Origin of the sequence: Actinomadura sp. NPDC048032 (genome assembly GCF_040653175.1) — a bacterium.
Classification (GTDB): Bacteria; Actinomycetota; Actinomycetes; order Streptosporangiales; family Streptosporangiaceae; genus Spirillospora; species Spirillospora verrucosospora.
In genome coordinates this window covers 1-15,555 of the sequence record NZ_JBEZJP010000164.1, presented here as the reverse complement: position 1 = coordinate 15,555, position 15,555 = coordinate 1, and the positions used below count along the sequence as shown (strand labels likewise).

Sequence of the window (15,555 nt, the reverse complement as noted above, 5' to 3'; positions counted from 1 at the left end):
CCGCCGTGGCCGGGTCGACGATCGCGGCGATCGCTGGCATCGCTCCGTCTCGCCTGGCGGCTCGCTGCGCGATCAGATTCTTGCTCCGCTCGAATCTGCCTTCGGACGCGATCGCGGCCTCTCAGCCTGTTGCGGGGTTGCCGCGGTGGCTCAGGTCCCCGCGCCCCTGCGGCCGACAGCTGATGTGTCCGCGTCCCTGACGGTCCACGTCGTCCCGCCTCTGAGGCTCGCTGGACGAGTCGGAACGATGCCGGGGGCGCCCGCAGTGCTCAACCATGGAGGGCAGACCGCTGACCTCAGCCGTCACTGCAACCACGCGACGACCCAGATGGTTGCGATCGCGTCCGAAGGCAGGTTTCGAGCTTGCGAGAACCTGATCGCGCAGCGAGCCTCTGGGCGAGTCGGAGCGATGCCAGCGATCGCCCGCTGTGCTCGACGATGGAGGGCCACCAAGGCCCGAAGGAGGAGAGAAACGCAATAAGCACGACATACTCTGATCTGATGCGAGCTGGGGAGTTGCGGGGGGTTCTGCGCGGGCGGGATTTTCGGCGGCTCTACGGGACGCGGCTCGCCTCGCAGTTGACGGACGGCCTGTTCCAGGTGGCGCTCGCCGGATACGTGTTCTTCTCGCCCGAGCGGCAGACGACGGCGGCCAAGGCGGCGGCGGCGTTCGCGGTGACGCTGCTGCCCTACTCGGCGCTCGGGCCGTTCGCCGGGGTGTTCATCGACCGGTGGCGACGGCGGCAGATCCTCGTGTGGACGCCGGTGCTGCGCGCGTTGCTCGTGCTGCTCGTCGCCGGGCTCGTGGCGGGCGGGCAGGACGGGCTCGGCTTCTTCCTCGGCGTGCTCGTGGTGCTGGGCGTGAACCGCTTCTTCCTCGCGGCGCTGTCGGCGGCGCTCCCGCACGTGGTGCGTCGCGACCAGCTGGTCACGGCGAACGCGTTCAGCGTGACCTCCGGGACGGTCATCGCGTTCGCGGGCGCGGGCCTCGGTTACGGGCTCCGGCGGGTGTTCGGCGGCGCGCACGACGGGACGGCGCTGATCCTCGTGGCGGCGGCGGGGTTGTTCCTGCTGGCCGGCCTGATCGCGACGACGCTGCCGAAGGGGCTGCTCGGCCCCCACCGGGCGGCGGAGGCCGCGTCGGGGGAGCCCGCCGCGGCGGAGGCGCCCCGGGCCGTCGAGGTGGTCCGGGGGGTCCTGGGCGGGCTCGTGGACGGGGGGCGGCACATCGCGCGGCGGCCGCAGGCGGCGCTGGCGCTCGGCGCGATCTCGTTTCACCGGTTCCTGTACGGCGTCGTGCTGATCATGACTCTGCTGCTGTGCCGGAACCGGTTCGCCGGCGACCCCGACCGTGGGCTGGAGACGTTCGCGCTGATGCTGGGGGTGTCCGGGGCCGGGTACTTCGCGGCGGCGCTGATCACGCCGCCGGTGGTGCGGCGGATCAGCAAGCAGGCGTGGGTCGCGTGGCAGCTCGGCGGGGCGGCGCTGAGCCTGCTCGTCTTCGGCATGCCGTTCGCGGAGCGCCCCTGGGCGGTCGGCGCCTTCCTGCTCGGCGTCGTGTCACAGGGCGTGAAGCTGTGCGTCGACACGACGTTGCAGGAGTCGATCGACGACGAGTACCGGGGGCGGGTCTTCGCCGTCTACGACATGCTGTTCAACGCGACGTTCGCCGCTGCCGCCGCCGCTGCCGCGACGTGGCTGCCGGCGGACGGGCGCGCCGACCTCACCCTCCTCGCGGTGGTCGCGGCCTACGCGGCGGGCGCCGTCGCCTACCGGACGGCCGCCTCCCGCATGCGCCGGCCCGCGCACGCCCTGCGTTAGAGCGACTCCGCCACGGCGTGCATGGCGGCGGCGATGTGGTGCACCTCGTCTTCCGTGCACACGTACGGCGGCATCGTGTAGACGAGCTTCCCGAAGGGCCGCAGCCAGACGCCGTGCGCCATGGCGATCTCCTGGACGGCCGGGACGTCCACCGGCTCGCGCGCCTCCACGACGCCGATCGCGCCGAGAACGCGGACGTCCGCCACCCCGGGGAACTCCGCGGCGCCGTCGAGCTCGCTGGTCAGGACCGCCTCGATGGCGTCGACCTCGTCCCGCCAGTCGCGCGAGAGCAGCAGGTCGATGGACGCGGACGCGACCGCGGCGGCCAGCGGGTTGGCCATGTACGTGGGCCCGTGCATCAGGACGCCCGCCTCGCCCGAGGTGATGCCGTGGGCGACGCGGTCGGTGCACAGGGTCGCGGCCATCGTCATGTAGCCGCCGGTCAGGGCCTTGCCGAGGCACATGATGTCGGGGACGACCTCGGCGTGGTCGCAGCCCCACAGCTCACCCGTCCGGCCGAACCCGGTGGCGATCTCGTCCAGGATCAGCAGGAGCCCGTGCTCGTCGGCGATGTCGCGGAGGGCGCGCAGGTACTCGGGCGCGTAGAAGCGCATCCCTCCGGCGCCCTGCACGATCGGCTCCACGATGATCCCGGCGAGCTCGCCCGCGTGCTCGGCGGCCAGTTCCGCCAGCCCGTCCAGGTACGTCTCGTCGGGTTCGGCGGTGTAGCCGAGCGGGGGCGGGGGCGCGAAGACGTGCTGGGCGAGGACGTCGGCGAACAGGTGGTGCATGCCGTTCACGGGGTCGCAGACGGCCATGTCGCCGAACGTGTCGCCGTGGTAGCCGCCCCGGACGGTGAGGAGCCGGCGCCGTTCCGGACGCCCCTGCGAGCGCCAGAACTGCAGCGCCATCTTGATCGCGACCTCGACCGCGACGGACCCGGAGTCGGCGAAGAACACCTTGGTCAGCGGCTCCGGAGTGAGCTCGACGAGCCGCTCGGCGAGCCGGACGGCGGGCGGGTGCGTGAGCCCGCCGAACATCACGTGCGCCATCTTGCCGAGCTGCCCGGTGACGGCCGCGTTCAGCTTGGGGTGGTTGTAGCCGTGCACGGCCGCCCACCACGAGGACATGCCGTCGATCAGCTCGGTGCCGTCGGCGAGGGTCAGCCGCACCCCGTCCGCCGACACGACCGGCAGCGCGGGCGCCGCCGCGGGCATCGGCGCGTAGGGGTGCCAGATGTGCTCGCGGTCGAACTCCAGCATCCGCTCGGTCTCGCGGGGGCTCATCCGCCCCAGCTGCAGCGGGATCACTCGCCCTTCCCCTCGTCCGCGGGGGCGCCGACGCCCTCGGCGGCGGCCCAGCGGCGCAGTTCCTCGGCCGCGGCCTCCTTGCCGATCATGCCGCGGTCCAGGCGGAGTTCGAGGAGGAACTTGTAGGCGCGCCCGACGAGGGGGCCGGGGGCGATGCCGAGGATCTCCTGGATCTCGTTGCCGTCGAGCTCCGGGCGGATCGCGGCCAGCTCCTCCTCCTCCGCCAGCCGCTCGATCCGCACCTCCAGGTCGTCGTAGGTGCGGCGCAGCCGGTCGGCCTTGCGCTTGTTGCGGGTGGTGCAGTCGGCGCGGGTCAGCTTGTGCAGGCGGGTGAGGAGCGGCCCGGCGTCGCGGACGTAGCGGCGGACGGCCGAGTCCGTCCACTCGCCGGTGCCGTAGCCGTGGAAGCGCAGGTGCAGCTCCACGAGGCGGGACACGTCGGAGATGACGTCCTTCGGGTAGCGCAGCGCGGTCAGCCGCTTGCGGGCCATCTTCGCGCCGACGACCTCGTGGTGGTGGAAGGAGACCCGGCCGCCGGCCTCGAAGCGCCGGGTCTTGGGCTTGCCGACGTCGTGCAGCAGCGCCGCGAGCCGCAGCACGAGGTCGGGGCCGTCCTCCTCCTGCGCGATCGCCTGCTCCAGCACGATCAGCGAGTGCTCGTAGACGTCCTTGTGCCGGTGGTGCTCGTCGATCTCCAGCCGCAGCTTCGGCAGCTCGGGCAGGACGTGCGCGGCGAGGCCGGTGTCGACCAGCAGCGCCAGGCCCTCCCGCGGGTACAGGCCGCAGAGCAGCTTGGACAGCTCGTCGCGGACCCGTTCGGCCGACACGATCTCGATGCGGCCCGCCATGTCCTTCATCGCGCGGACGACGTCGGGCGCGACGGTGAAGCCGAGCTGGGAGGCGAACCGGGCGGCGCGCATCATCCGCAGCGGGTCGTCGCTGAAGGAGTCCTCCGGCCGGCCGGGCGTCCGCAGCACCTTGCGCTGCAGGTCGGTGAGGCCGCCGAACGGGTCGACGAACTCGTGCCCGGGCAGCCGCGCCGCCATCGCGTTGACGGCGAAGTCGCGGCGGCGCAGGTCCTCGACCAGGGACGTCCCGTAGGACACCTCCGGCTTGCGGGACTTCGGGTCGTAGGACTCGCTGCGGTAGGTGGTGATCTCCAGCTCGACGCCGTCCTTGCGCAGGCCGACCGTGCCGAACTCGATGCCGATCGTCCAGTGCGCGTCGGCCCAGCCGCGGATGATCTCCAGGGTGCGCTCGGGCGGCGCGTCGGTGGTCAGGTCCACGTCCTTGGTCGGACGGCGCAGCAGCGCGTCCCGGACGGGCCCGCCGACCAGCGCCAGCTCGTGACCGGCCGCCGCGAACCGGGCGCCGAGCTCGTCGGCGACGGGCGCGATCCCGCGCAGCAGCTCGGCGATCGCGGTGCGCCGCGAGGACTCTGGAGTCACGTTCTGGTCAGGCACGGCCATCGAGCGTATTTCCTTGGTTGACGGGCTGACAAAGGACTTTCTGGCGAGCGCCGGGGTTCGCGCGGGAGTCTTTTCGGGGCCGAAGAAGGACGGGGCCCTTCACACGCCCCGATCCCCGGGTTACGTTTCGGGCACCCGACGACGCTCCGCGCGACCCGGTGAGCCTCCCGTACGACAACGGTAGCGGGATCCAAAAGGGCCACGGTCCGCCGCACGTGCGGTTGAGGCGCGTCGCGAGGGGTTCGCCGTGCGGCGCGGCAGGGATGAGACCTGCCGTTCCGGGTATGTGGGGGTCTCCCCCCGCAGGGTGTGCGACGCACGGGGCCGCAGGGAAACCGGATCCGGGGGTGAGCGGGGCATGCCCCGCGGGATGGAGCCGAACATGAAGGACGCTCTCACCATCCACCGCGCGCTTCTCGGCTGGGAGACGGCGCACGAGATCGTGCGGCTGCCCCTCGCGATGACCCGGGCCGACGAACTGCCCAGGGCGCTGGGCCTGCCGCCGGAGCGGTGCCTGGTGACGCGCGTCTACTCCTGCGAGGGCGCCCACCGCGGCCGTCCCTTCCTGGCCGGGGCGATCGTCCCGGCGGGCCGGCGGCCGTCCACCGAGGCCGTGCGGTCGGCCGTGGGCGCCCGCGCCGTCCGGCCCGCGCACGCGGACGTGGTCAACGCCGTCACCGAGTACGCGGCGGGCCTGGTCTGCCCGCTGCTCCTGCCGGAGTCGATGCCCCTGCTGATCGACCGCGAGCTCGTGGACGGGCTCCACGCCCACGGCGTCGTCTACACGGCGACCGGCGAGGCGTCCACGGCGCTCGGCATCAAGGCCAGCGTCCTGTACTCCCTCTGCCGCCCGAAGCCCGTCGACCTGCTGGCGCCGCTCAGCGCCGCGTCCGCCCCCGGGCGCGACCACGTGACGACCTGACCCTCCCGCCCGCCGCGGCCCCGCCGGCGAGTGGCACCCGGCAACGCCATGAACACCGACGGACTAACATCGGGGCCGTGGTGCGGGAAAACGACGCCCGCCGTCCTCGGCCTGTCCTCGCGCCGCCGGACGGGCTCTGGACGGGCACGGCGTGAGGGCGGACACGGCGTGACAGCGGTCGGACGCGCGTTGGCGCTGGCCGCGATGCTGCCCTGTCTCGCGATGGCGGCCTCCCCGGCCATGGCGTCCCCGGCACGGACCCCGGCGAGGGCCCCCGGCGGCGCCCCGGCGGCGGCGCATGCGCGCGCGCAGGTGGCGCTCGCGCTCACCAAGGTCACCCCGAAGACCCTCGCCGCGAACTCCAGGATCGAGATCTCCGGGGCGGCGCGGAACCGCAGCGGCCGCGCGCTGGCCGGCCTCACCCTGCGGCTGCGCTACAGCGCCCAGCCCGTGACCAGCCGGAGCCAGCTCGACCAGCTCGCGTCCGGGCAGCAGACCGCGCTGCCCAACGTCGCCCCGCAGCAGCAGTCGCTCGCGCAGGCGACCAGGCCCGGCGTGACCCAGGGCTGGAGCTTCCGGACCACCGCCCAGCAGCTGGGCCTGCGCGCCCCCACCGGCACCCCCGGCGTCTATCCGATGCGCGTCGAGGTGCTGAACTCCGCGCAGCAGGTCGTCGGCGGCCTGACGACCTTCCTGACGATGATGCCGAAGCAGCGGAGCTTCAAGCCGGTGGCGGTCGGCTGGGTGCTGCCGCTGATCGACCGGATGCACCGCGCCAACGACCGCACGTTCATCGACGACGATCTCGCCAAGGAGCTGGCGCCCGGCGGCCGGCTCCACCGGATCGTGGAGGCGGCCTCCACCACCGGAACGCCGGTCACCTGGGCGATCGACCCGGCGCTGCTGGACGACGTCCGGCAGATGGCGTCGGGCGACTACCTCGTCAAGCCGCCCGGGGCGGCGAAGGCCGTCCGCAAGGAGAAGAGCAAGGTCGCCGCGACGTGGCTGACGTCGCTGAAGAACGCCTCGAAGGGCGACCCGTACTTCGTCCTGCCCTACGCCGACCCCGACGTCACCGCGCTGGTCCGGCGCAAGACGACCGGGGACATCGGCGTCGCCTTCGACGCGCGCAACACCGCCTTCGTGGCGCAGATCCTCGGACGCCAGCCCGACGCCCACGTCGCCTGGCCGGCGTCCGGCGTCGGCGGCCCCGGCACGCTCGAACAGCTCGCCAAGTACGCCCTGAAGGACGGCGGGTCGTTCCTGATGAGCAGCTCGCAGTTCGAGAACCCCGTGACGGGCGCGCAGCCGAACGCGACCACCGCGCTCCAGACGCACCTGGGCGCCAAGAAGGCCCTCCTCTACGACCAGACGATCACCCAGATCCTGAACGAGGGCGCGCGGTCCGCCTCCCGGGCGCTGATGAGCGAGCAGCGGTTCCTCGCCGAGACCGCGATGGTCGCGGCGGAGGCGCCGAGCGTCCAGCGCACCGTCGTCGTCGCCCCCGACCGGCTGTGGGACCCCGCCGACGGGCTCGCCAAGAACCTGCTCACCTACACCAAGGCCGCGTCCTGGATGCGCGAGATGCCGCTGCGCACGATCGAGGCGGCCCAGCCGCAGAACCGCGTCTTCCACGGATACTCCGACAGCTACGAGAAGTTCGAGCTGGGCGACGTCCACCTCGACCAGACCCGGGCGATCGCGAAGCGCGCGGCGACGTTCAAGGCCGTGATGACCGGCCCGGTGAAGATCTCCTACGAGCGCGCCGTGCTGCGGCTGGAGTCGGTCGGCTGGCGGACGTCGCCGGGACGCGCCAAGCGGGCCCGCAAGGCGCTGGAGGACGAGCTCCGCGGCGACATGGACCTGGTCCGCGTCGTCCCCCCGAAGAACAGGCGCGTCCTGATGGGGGGCAGCTCGGGCAAGCTTCCCGTCCTGGTCGAGAACACGCTGCCCGACCAGTCGGTGCGGGTCCGGCTCGTCGTGACCTCGGAGAACACCGCCAAGCTCAAGCTGGGCGAGCTGGAACCGAACGACGCGGTGATCGAGCTCGGACCCGGGGAGCGTGCCCAGCGGTGGATCCCCGCGCAGGCGGCCGGCAACGGCAACTTCGGCGTTCGCCTCAATCTGCAGATTCCCGGCGCGGGTGGCCGGACGTACGGTGACGGCGAGACCATCACGGTCACCACGACCGGGTACGGGCGGCTCGCCCTGCTCATCACGGGCGGCGGACTTGCCGTACTCTTCGTGGGCGTCGGAGTGCGGGCCATCAGAGCGAGGCGCCGCCGGAAAGCGGAGGCAGCCGGTGACGGGTCGACCGGAATGGGATCGCCAAGGGCAGGGGCAGCAGGGGCCGGGCTCCCCGGCGCCGGGTTCCCAGGGCCCGGGATACCCTCCGCCGAATACTCCGGGACCCCCGGGACGGGGCTACCCGGCACAGGGCGGCCCTCAGGGGTACCCGCCGGGCCCGCCGCCCCAGGGACCGCGCCCGCAGGGGCCGATGCCGCAGGGCCGGCCGGGGATGCGGCCGGGTCCGCAGACCCCCGGTCCGAGGACCCCGCAGCAGTACCCGGGCCCGCCGACGGGCCGGCCGCCGGGCGCGGCCAACACGGCCGCCGAGACGGTGGTTGACATCCCCCTTCCAGGCGGAAGCCCGCCGGACTCCGACACCACGGTCGTGGACACGCCTCCGGCGCAGGAGGGCAAGGGCTCGTCCGGCATCCTGAAGTCCGGCGCGATCATGGCGGTGGGCACCCTCGCGTCCCGCGTCACCGGCTTCCTGCGCACGGCCGTGATCGTCGCCGCGCTCGGCACCGGGCTGCTCGCCAACTCCTACAACACCGCCAACACCATCCCCAACCAGATCTACGACCTGCTGCTGGGCGGCATCCTCACCAGCGTCATCGTCCCGCTCCTGGTGCGGGCCAAGCAGCGCGACCGGGTCGCCGGAGAGCAGTACGAGCAGCGCGTGTTCACCCTCGCGGTGATCGGGCTCGGCGTCCTCACCGTCGTGTCGGTGCTGCTCGCGCCGCTGTTCATCGACATTCTGGCGGGCAGCTACAGCGGCGACCAGCGCGAGGTCGCCATCCTGTTCGCCCGGTTCTTCCTCCCCCAGCTGTTCTTCTACGGCGTCGGGGCGTTCGCCGGGGCCGTCCTCAACACGCGCGGCAGCTTCGGCGCGCCGATGTGGGCGCCCGTCCTGAACAACATCGTCGTGATCGCGGTCGGCGGCGCGTTCCTCGCGATCACCACCGGCCGCGTCGACCCGTCCAGCATCACCGACCAGCAGCTCATGCTGCTGTCCATCGGCACGACCGGCGGCATCGTCCTGCAGACGGTCGCGCTGTGGCCGTCGCTGCGCCGCGTCGGGTTCCGGTGGCGGCCCCGCCTCGACTTCCACCGCGGCGAGCTCGGCGAGGTCGGGCGGATGGCGGGCTGGACGCTGCTGTACGTCGTCGCCGCCCAGGCCGCGTTCGCCGTCGTCACCGCGCTGACGAACAGCGCCGGGAAGCACGCGTACGTCCAGGGGCTCGGCGAAGGCTACGGGTACACCCCGTACTTCAACGCCTACCAGCTCTTCCAGCTCCCCTACGCGATCGTGGGGGTCTCGGTGATCACCGCGCTGCTGCCGCGGATGAGCCGGTTCGCCGCCGAGGGCAAGACCGCCGACGTGCGCGCCGCCTTCTCCAGCGGGCTGCGGCTCTCCTCGGTGATCATCATGCCGGCGGCGGCGCTGATGCTGGTGCTCGGACCGGAGATCACCACCGTGCTGTTCGCGCACGGCAACACCAACGCCGACGACGCCCTGGTGATCGCGCGGGTCATGCAGATGTTCGCGATCGCGCTCGTCCCGTTCTCGATCTACCAGCTGATGCTGCGGGTCTTCTACTCCTACGGCGACACCCGGACGCCCGCGCTGATCGGCCTCGTCGTCACCTCCACGAACATCGCGATGGCGTTCACCGCCTACAACGTCCTCGGCCTCAAGTGGATCGTGGTCGGCATCGCGGGCGGGTTCGCGATCAGCAACGTGGTCGGGACGGTCACCTGCTGGCTGGTGCTGCGTCGCAAGCTCGGCGGCATGGACGGGCGCCGCGTCGTCGGCGGCCACCTCAAGCTGCTCGTCGCGATCTGGCCGCTGATCGGCTTCGCCTACGCGGCGCACACGGTCGCGGACGCGCTGGGCGGCATCGACACGATGGTCCCCGCGCTGGCCACCCTGATCGCCGGATCCGTCGGCGGCGGGCTGCTGTACGTGCTGTTCGCCAAGCTGCTGCGGGTAGAGGAGATCCAGACGACCATCGCGACGTTCGCCCGCCGGCTGCCGGGGCGGGCAAAGTAAAAAAGGACGCGCGGCGATAAGGCGGCCACTCGCGTGAGTAACCACTACCATGTGGGGGACTACGGCTTGCGGGGCGACACCCTGGGGAACGCAAAGAGGAGGGTCGGAGGCGTAAGCTGCCACGCCACGAACATGGGATCTGACCACCTGTGCAGGACGTTGCCGTGAGCACGTCAGTCATCGAGCCCGGCACCCGTCTCGCCGGCCGCTACCGGCTCGAGGAGCGCATCAGCGACTCGGGCGGCTCGTCGCTCTGGAAGGCCATCGACGAGATCCTCGCGCGGGCGGTCGCCGTCCGCACCTTCGACCCCGAGTTCCCCCGGATCGCCGAGGCGGTCACGTCGGCACGGTCGGCCAGCCGGCTGACCGACCCCCGCCTGACCCAGGTGTTCGACGCCGACGACTCGGGGGAGAGCGCCTACATCGTCAGCGAATGGGTCGCCGGCGAGACCCTGGAGGGCATGCTCGCCAAGGCCCCGCTGGAGCCGGGCCGCGCCGCGACCCTGCTCTACGAGGCGTCCGAGGCGATCTCCGCCGCGCACGCCGCCGGGCTCTCCCACCTCTGCCTCACCCCCCGCGACCTGGTCTGGACGACCGGCGGCACCGTCAAGATCCTCGGTGTCGCCACCGACGCCGTCCTGTGCGACCGCGAGTCCGACGACTCCGCCGCCGAGGACGTGCGCGGCCTCGGCCGGATGCTGTACGCGGCGCTCACCGCCCACTGGCCCGGGGACGAGGACGGGTCCGCCCTGCCGGCCGCGCCCGCGTCCGACGGCCTCCCGCACGCGCCCCGCCAGGTCCAGGCCGGCATCTCGCACGCGATCGACGCGATCGTCTGCCGCTGCCTCGGCATCGGCACGGGCGAGCCGCTCGCGTCCCCCGCCGACCTGGCCAAGGCGCTGCGCGGCGTCCCGCGCACCCCGCTGCCGCTGTTCGCCGGGCTCGGCAACGCCCCGCCGGCCGCCCCGCGGCAGACGCCGCCGAGGCGCCCCGCGGCGCAGTCGGCTCCGCCGCATCAGCCGCACCGGCAGCCCGCCCCCGAACCGCCTGCGGCCTCGCACGTCCCGCCGCCGCGTGCGCGCGCCCAGCGGCACGCCTCACCGCCGCCCCCGCCGCCGGTCTCCGCCACCCGGACGACGCCCGCGCACACCCACGGCGGCCCGAAACGTCCGGCCAACCGCGCCCTGATGGGCGTCGCCGCGGCCGCGCTGACCGTCATCGTCGGGCTCGGGGCCTGGGCGCTGACCGGCCTCGTCGGCGACGACGAGCCCAAGGGCGGCGGCCCCACCGACAACGCCCAGACGAGCGCGCCGCCCAAGCCGACGGTCGTGAAGCTCACCCCGCAGCGTCCCCTGCCCGCCGAACTTCCCATGGGCGGTCACACCGACGGCGCGATCAGCAAGAACCTCGCGTCCGTCGTCGACGGCAAACCGAGCGGCGACTGGGAGACCCAGAGCTACGCCGACGCCGACTTCGGCCGGTACTCCAAGGGCCTCGGCGTCCTGCTCGACATGGGCAAGCCCGTCAAGGTCGCCAACGTGAAGGTCTACTCCCCGGTGAGCGGCGGGGTGCTGCAGCTCCGCGTCGGTGACTCGCAGTCCCCGACCGACCTAAAGCGCGTCGGCGAGCAGACTCCCAACGGCGGCGAGGTCGCCTTCGCCGTGAACCCGCAGGCCACGGGCCGGTTCGTGCTCGTCTGGTTCACCCAGCTGCCCGGCGGGCCGTTCAAGGGGCGGCTCGGCGAGATCGCCGTCTACGGCGCGACCGGCTGATCACGTTCCGGCAGCGGGCAGATATGGGCTGTGACGTGGAGCGGCGCATGTCTGTATCGTGCCTGTGAGCAGTTTGTCCCCTCGCCCCCAGGATCACGTGGTGCCTTCCTCAGCAGCCGGCCGCGGATGCCCGGCGCCAACCGGGCGTCCCGAAAGAGAAGGCGGTCGCTCATGACGTCGGTGAGCATGCGTCGCGTAGGCGAAGTGCCCGACAAAGAGCTCCTCGCCCGGCACGCCCAGGGGGACCCGCACGCCTTCGCCGAACTCGTGCACCGCCACCGCGACCGCATGTGGGCGGTCGCGCTCCGCACGCTCGGCGACCCGGAGGAGGCGGCGGACGCGCTGCAGGACGCGTGCCTCTCGGCGTTCCGCGCCGCCGGGCGCTTCCGCGGAGACGCCGCCGTCACGACCTGGCTGCACCGCATCGTGGTGAACGCGTGCCTCGACCGCGTCCGGCGCAAGTCCGTCCGCCCGGCGACGCCGATGGGCGACGACGCGACGTTCGACGCCGTCGCGCCCAAGATGCCCGACCCCACCGACGCGCACGGCGTCTCCCTCGACGTCCGCACCGCGCTGGAGCAGCTGCCGTACGAGCAGCGGGCCGCCCTGGTCCTCGTCGACATGATGGGCTACTCCGTCGACGACGCCGCACAGGTCATGGAGGTCCCGCCCGGAACGATCAAGAGCCGGTGCGCGCGGGGCCGCGCCCGGCTCGCGCCCCTTCTCGTCCACCACCGGAACCGACGCGAGCCCAGGAACGTCGGAGGTGTGGAAGGAGGTGGCATGCCCAAGTGAACCCCGCGCACCTTGACTACGACGTCTTGGCCGACCTGGCCGAGGGACTTCTCGAAGACGACGAAGCCGCCTCCGTCAACGCACACCTAGACACCTGCGCCGACTGTCGTGAGCTGTCCGCCGACCTTGCGGACGTCTCCCGGATCCTGGCGGAGGCCCCGGTGCCGTCCATGCCCGCCGAACTGGCCGAGCGCATCGACACCGCCATCGCGGCGGAATCGATGCACACCGCCACCGTGGCGAGCCTGGAGCAACGGCGCGGAAGGCGGCATTGGCGGATACTGTCGGCGGCCGCGGCGACGGTGGTCGTGCTCGGCGGCGGAGCGACGGTCGGCAAGATCGCGCTGGACGGCGCGAGCAGCAGTGACAGCGCGGCGCGGCATCCGGCGCCGCACCGCTCCCTGACCGACCCGGGCTCGGGCTCAGGGGTGCCGAAGGCGGCCCCCGGAGATTCCGACCCCACGTTCAAGGTCGCCCAGAGCGGCACCGACTACCGGTCGGGCACGCTGGGCGAGCAGGTCGGCGGCGTCGTGGCGGGCGAGCAGCAGATGCGCGCCGAGGCCGCCGCGCCGGACGCCCGGCTCCGCGGCTGCGTCGCCGGTGTCGCCGGCGAGCAGAAGCTCCTCCTCGTCGACCAGGCGAGATACGAAGGACGACCCGCGATCATCATCGCCGTGAACGGCGACCGCCCCGGCAGGCGGAACATCTGGGTCGTCGAACCGGACTGCTCCCCGCAGGCCCATCACCTGCTGAAGCAGCTGAAGAACGTCTGACCCGCCACGCCCTGATCGGGGCACTCGCGCACACCTGAGGGCCATGGACGGCCGATCCCGTCCATGGCCGCTCACGTGAGGCCATGGCCTGCCCAAGACGTCCTGTTCTCTCTATGACGCCCATTTTTCCGGCGAAGTTCGTGGGGCGTCGGCAACACCACCCGGAGCACGGCACGGCAGCGGTAACGGCGATCTTCCATGCCGTCGCGTCGCGTCCGCCGGGGCGTGCTCAGAGCGAGGCGAGGAAGTCCAGGGCGATCGCCCACGCGCGCTCGGCCGCCTCGGCGTCGTAGTCGGGCAGGTCAGGGTCGGTGAACAGGTGACCCGCGCCGCGGTAGCGGAACACCTCCACGTCCGCGCCCGCCTTGCGCATCTGCAGGTACCACGCGTTTAGCCAGTCGACGGGCTCCCAGGTGTCGGGGTCGGCGACGTGCAGCTGCACCGGGATGTCGGTGGACGCGTCCTCCGCGATGTCGGACGTGCCGTGCATCAGCAGCAGCCCGCCCGCCTTCTCGTCGGCGAACGCGAGGTTCTGGGCGATGGAGCCGCCGAGCGAGAACCCCGCGTAGACGAGCCCGCCCTCCCCGGTCAGCGGCGCGGCGGCCACGACGGCGCGGCGCAGCAGCTCGTCCCGCCCGATCTCTTCCTTGATCTCGATCCCGGCCTCGGCGTCGTCGACGACGCGCCCGTCGTAGAGGTCGGGGGCGTGCACCTCGTGCCCGGCGGCACGGAGCCGGTCGGCCGCCTGGAGCACCGCGGGCCGCAGCCCGTACATCGAGTGGAGGAGGAGAATGCGTGCCATGGGGCCCAGCCTAGAGCGCCTCCGGGCCCCTCGGCGGCGGTGCGCGGCCCGGCGCCGCGTACCGGGGAATCTGCGGGCCCTAGGATCGGTTGACGCGACTGTGAGGCCCGGTCGAGCGGCACCGGCGGCCAACGAGGAGAGGCAAGAACTGTGAGCGACGTCCGTAACGTCATCATCATCGGCTCCGGTCCCGCGGGCTACACGGCCGCCGTCTACGCGGCCCGCGGCGACCTCAAGCCGCTGGTGTTCGAGGGTTCGGTGACGGCCGGCGGTGCGCTGATGAACACCACCGACGTGGAGAACTTCCCTGGCTTCCCCGACGGGATCATGGGCCCCGACCTGATGGACAACCTGCGCAAGCAGGCCGAGCGCTTCGGCGCCGAGCTCATCACCGACGACGTCACCGAGGTCGACCTGACCGCCGACCCGAAGGTCGTGAAGGTCGGCGACGAGACCTACCTCGCCAAGACCGTGATCGTCGCGACCGGCTCCGGGTACCGCGAGCTGGGCCTGCCGGACGAGAAGCGGCTGTCCGGCCGGGGCGTCTCCTGGTGCGCCACCTGTGACGGGTTCTTCTTCCGCGAGCAGGACATCGCCGTCGTCGGCGGAGGCGACACCGCGATGGAGGAAGCGATCTTCCTGACCAAGTTCGCCCGCTCGGTGACCGTGGTCCACCGGCGCGACGAGCTGCGCGCCTCCAAGATCATGCAGGACCGGGCGTTCGCCAACGAGAAGATCAAGTTCCTCTGGGACAGCGAGGTCGCCGCGATCCAGGGCGACGACCGGGTGACCGGCGTGACGATCCGCAACACCAGGACCGGCGCGGAGTCCGCCCTGGAGATCACCGGTCTGTTCATCGCGATCGGCCACGACCCGCGCAGCGAGCTGTTCGAAGGGCAGCTGGAGACCGACACCGACGGCTACCTGCTGGTCGACGCCCCCACGACGAAGACGAAGATCCCCGGCGTGTTCGCCTGCGGCGACGTGGTCGACCACATCTACCGGCAGGCCATCACCGCCGCGGGCAGCGGCTGCTCGGCCGCCATCGACGCCGAGCGCTGGCTGCAGGACCGGGACGCCGCCGAGACCGTCCCGCAGGCCTGACCGCCCCAGCGGCCCTACGGCCCGGCCCGGCTCACGCGCCGGGCCGGCGCCGCGGCGGCGGGCTGCATCGGGCGGGGGAGCGCCCCGCCCCACGCGAGAACCGAAGGAGACCGATGAAAGCCGTGACCGACGCCGACTTCGCGTCCGAGGTCCTGGAGAACGACAAGCCCGTCCTCGTCGACTTCTGGGCGGAATGGTGCGGCCCCTGCCGGATGGTGGCGCCGATCCTGGAGGAGATCTCCAAGGAGCACGGCGACAAGCTCGACATCGTCAAGCTGAACATCGACGAGAACCCGCAGGTTCCGCAGCGGTACGGCGTCATGCAGATCCCGACGATGAACGTCTACAAGGGCGGCCATGGCGAGCGGGGCGTCCGCGGGCCCGCTGCGGTTCCACCACGCGGGCGGCGCCCGCATCCGGACGGACCTGGCGAGCCTGCCGATGACCG

11 protein-coding genes and 1 pseudogene are annotated in these 15,555 nt (G+C 72.5%); 9 read left to right on the top strand and 3 right to left on the bottom strand.

What is annotated here, in order from left to right:
• The first annotated feature begins 501 nt into the window (after window positions 1–501).
• Window positions 502–1,821, top strand: a complete 1,320-nt coding sequence (locus tag AB0C69_RS21690) for an MFS transporter (protein WP_360356185.1) — start codon at window positions 502–504, stop codon at window positions 1,819–1,821.
• On the opposite strand, the gene AB0C69_RS21685 is transcribed toward AB0C69_RS21690, so the two are convergent.
• Both AB0C69_RS21685 and AB0C69_RS21680 read right to left on the bottom strand, forming a co-directional pair.
• Entirely contained in the window at window positions 1,818–3,131 is a 1,314-nt protein-coding gene (locus AB0C69_RS21685; protein WP_353835186.1) for an adenosylmethionine--8-amino-7-oxononanoate transaminase, read from the bottom strand. The genes AB0C69_RS21690 and AB0C69_RS21685 overlap by 4 nt on opposite strands.
• Window positions 3,128–4,600 carry a CCA tRNA nucleotidyltransferase gene (locus AB0C69_RS21680; RefSeq protein ID WP_345182793.1) on the bottom strand — a complete coding sequence of 491 codons (1,473 nt, stop codon included), beginning with the start codon at window positions 4,598–4,600 and terminating at the stop codon, window positions 3,128–3,130. Before AB0C69_RS21680 ends, AB0C69_RS21685 begins: the two co-directional genes overlap by 4 nt.
• A gap of 382 nt (window positions 4,601–4,982) precedes the next feature.
• On the opposite strand from AB0C69_RS21680, the gene AB0C69_RS21675 reads away from it, so the two are divergent.
• The 6 genes from AB0C69_RS21675 to AB0C69_RS21650 all read left to right on the top strand — a co-directional run bounded on the left by AB0C69_RS21675 (window position 4,983) and on the right by AB0C69_RS21650 (window position 13,201).
• Entirely contained in the window at window positions 4,983–5,522 is a 540-nt protein-coding gene (locus AB0C69_RS21675) for a YbaK/EbsC family protein (RefSeq protein ID WP_345182794.1), read from the top strand.
• A gap of 168 nt (window positions 5,523–5,690) precedes the next feature.
• The gene (locus AB0C69_RS21670; protein ID WP_360356180.1) at window positions 5,691–8,150 is read left to right on the top strand and encodes a DUF6049 family protein; all 2,460 of its coding nucleotides are present in this window, start codon (window positions 5,691–5,693) and stop codon (window positions 8,148–8,150) included.
• Window positions 8,151–8,196: 46 nt separating this feature from the next.
• A complete protein-coding gene (gene murJ / locus AB0C69_RS21665; protein ID WP_360356178.1) occupies window positions 8,197–9,861 on the top strand; it encodes a murein biosynthesis integral membrane protein MurJ in 1,665 nt (554 codons plus the stop codon).
• Between the two features lie 164 nt (window positions 9,862–10,025).
• Window positions 10,026–11,633, top strand: coding sequence for an AMP-binding protein (locus tag AB0C69_RS21660; RefSeq protein ID WP_360356175.1), 1,608 nt, complete (start codon window positions 10,026–10,028; stop codon window positions 11,631–11,633).
• 171 nt (window positions 11,634–11,804) lie between these two features.
• A complete protein-coding gene (gene sigM, locus AB0C69_RS21655) occupies window positions 11,805–12,428 on the top strand; it encodes an RNA polymerase sigma factor SigM (protein ID WP_200842240.1) in 624 nt (207 codons plus the stop codon).
• Window positions 12,425–13,201, top strand: a complete 777-nt coding sequence (locus AB0C69_RS21650) for a zf-HC2 domain-containing protein (RefSeq protein ID WP_345182799.1) — start codon at window positions 12,425–12,427, stop codon at window positions 13,199–13,201. The genes sigM and AB0C69_RS21650 overlap by 4 nt, the downstream gene beginning before the upstream one ends.
• A 229-nt stretch (window positions 13,202–13,430) precedes the next feature.
• On the opposite strand, the gene AB0C69_RS21645 is transcribed toward AB0C69_RS21650, so the two are convergent.
• Window positions 13,431–14,003 (bottom strand): dienelactone hydrolase family protein, encoded by a 573-nt coding sequence (locus tag AB0C69_RS21645; protein WP_360356171.1) that lies wholly within the window; start codon window positions 14,001–14,003, stop codon window positions 13,431–13,433.
• Between the two features lie 150 nt (window positions 14,004–14,153).
• Between AB0C69_RS21645 and trxB the strand changes: the two genes are divergently transcribed.
• Together trxB and trxA are read left to right on the top strand one after the other, a co-directional pair.
• Window positions 14,154–15,107 (top strand): thioredoxin-disulfide reductase, encoded by a 954-nt coding sequence (trxB, locus tag AB0C69_RS21640; protein WP_360356168.1) that lies wholly within the window; start codon window positions 14,154–14,156, stop codon window positions 15,105–15,107.
• A gap of 113 nt (window positions 15,108–15,220) precedes the next feature.
• Window positions 15,221–15,463: pseudogene (gene trxA / locus AB0C69_RS21635) on the top strand (thioredoxin); the annotation flags it as partial.
• Window positions 15,464–15,555: the final 92 nt, after the last annotated feature.

What these genes read in the sequence shown, in the direction of transcription:
- AB0C69_RS21690 (WP_360356185.1), top strand. Translation starts at nt 502, where the DNA reads ATGCGAGCTGGGGAGTTGCGGGGGGTTCTGCGCGGGCGGGATTTTCGG.
- AB0C69_RS21675 (WP_345182794.1), top strand. Translation starts at nt 4,983, where the DNA reads ATGAAGGACGCTCTCACCATCCACCGCGCGCTTCTCGGCTGGGAGACG.
- AB0C69_RS21680 (WP_345182793.1), bottom strand. Translation starts at nt 4,600, where the DNA reads ATGGCCGTGCCTGACCAGAACGTGACTCCAGAGTCCTCGCGGCGCACC.
- AB0C69_RS21645 (WP_360356171.1), bottom strand. Translation starts at nt 14,003, where the DNA reads ATGGCACGCATTCTCCTCCTCCACTCGATGTACGGGCTGCGGCCCGCG.
- sigM (WP_200842240.1), top strand. Translation starts at nt 11,805, where the DNA reads ATGACGTCGGTGAGCATGCGTCGCGTAGGCGAAGTGCCCGACAAAGAG.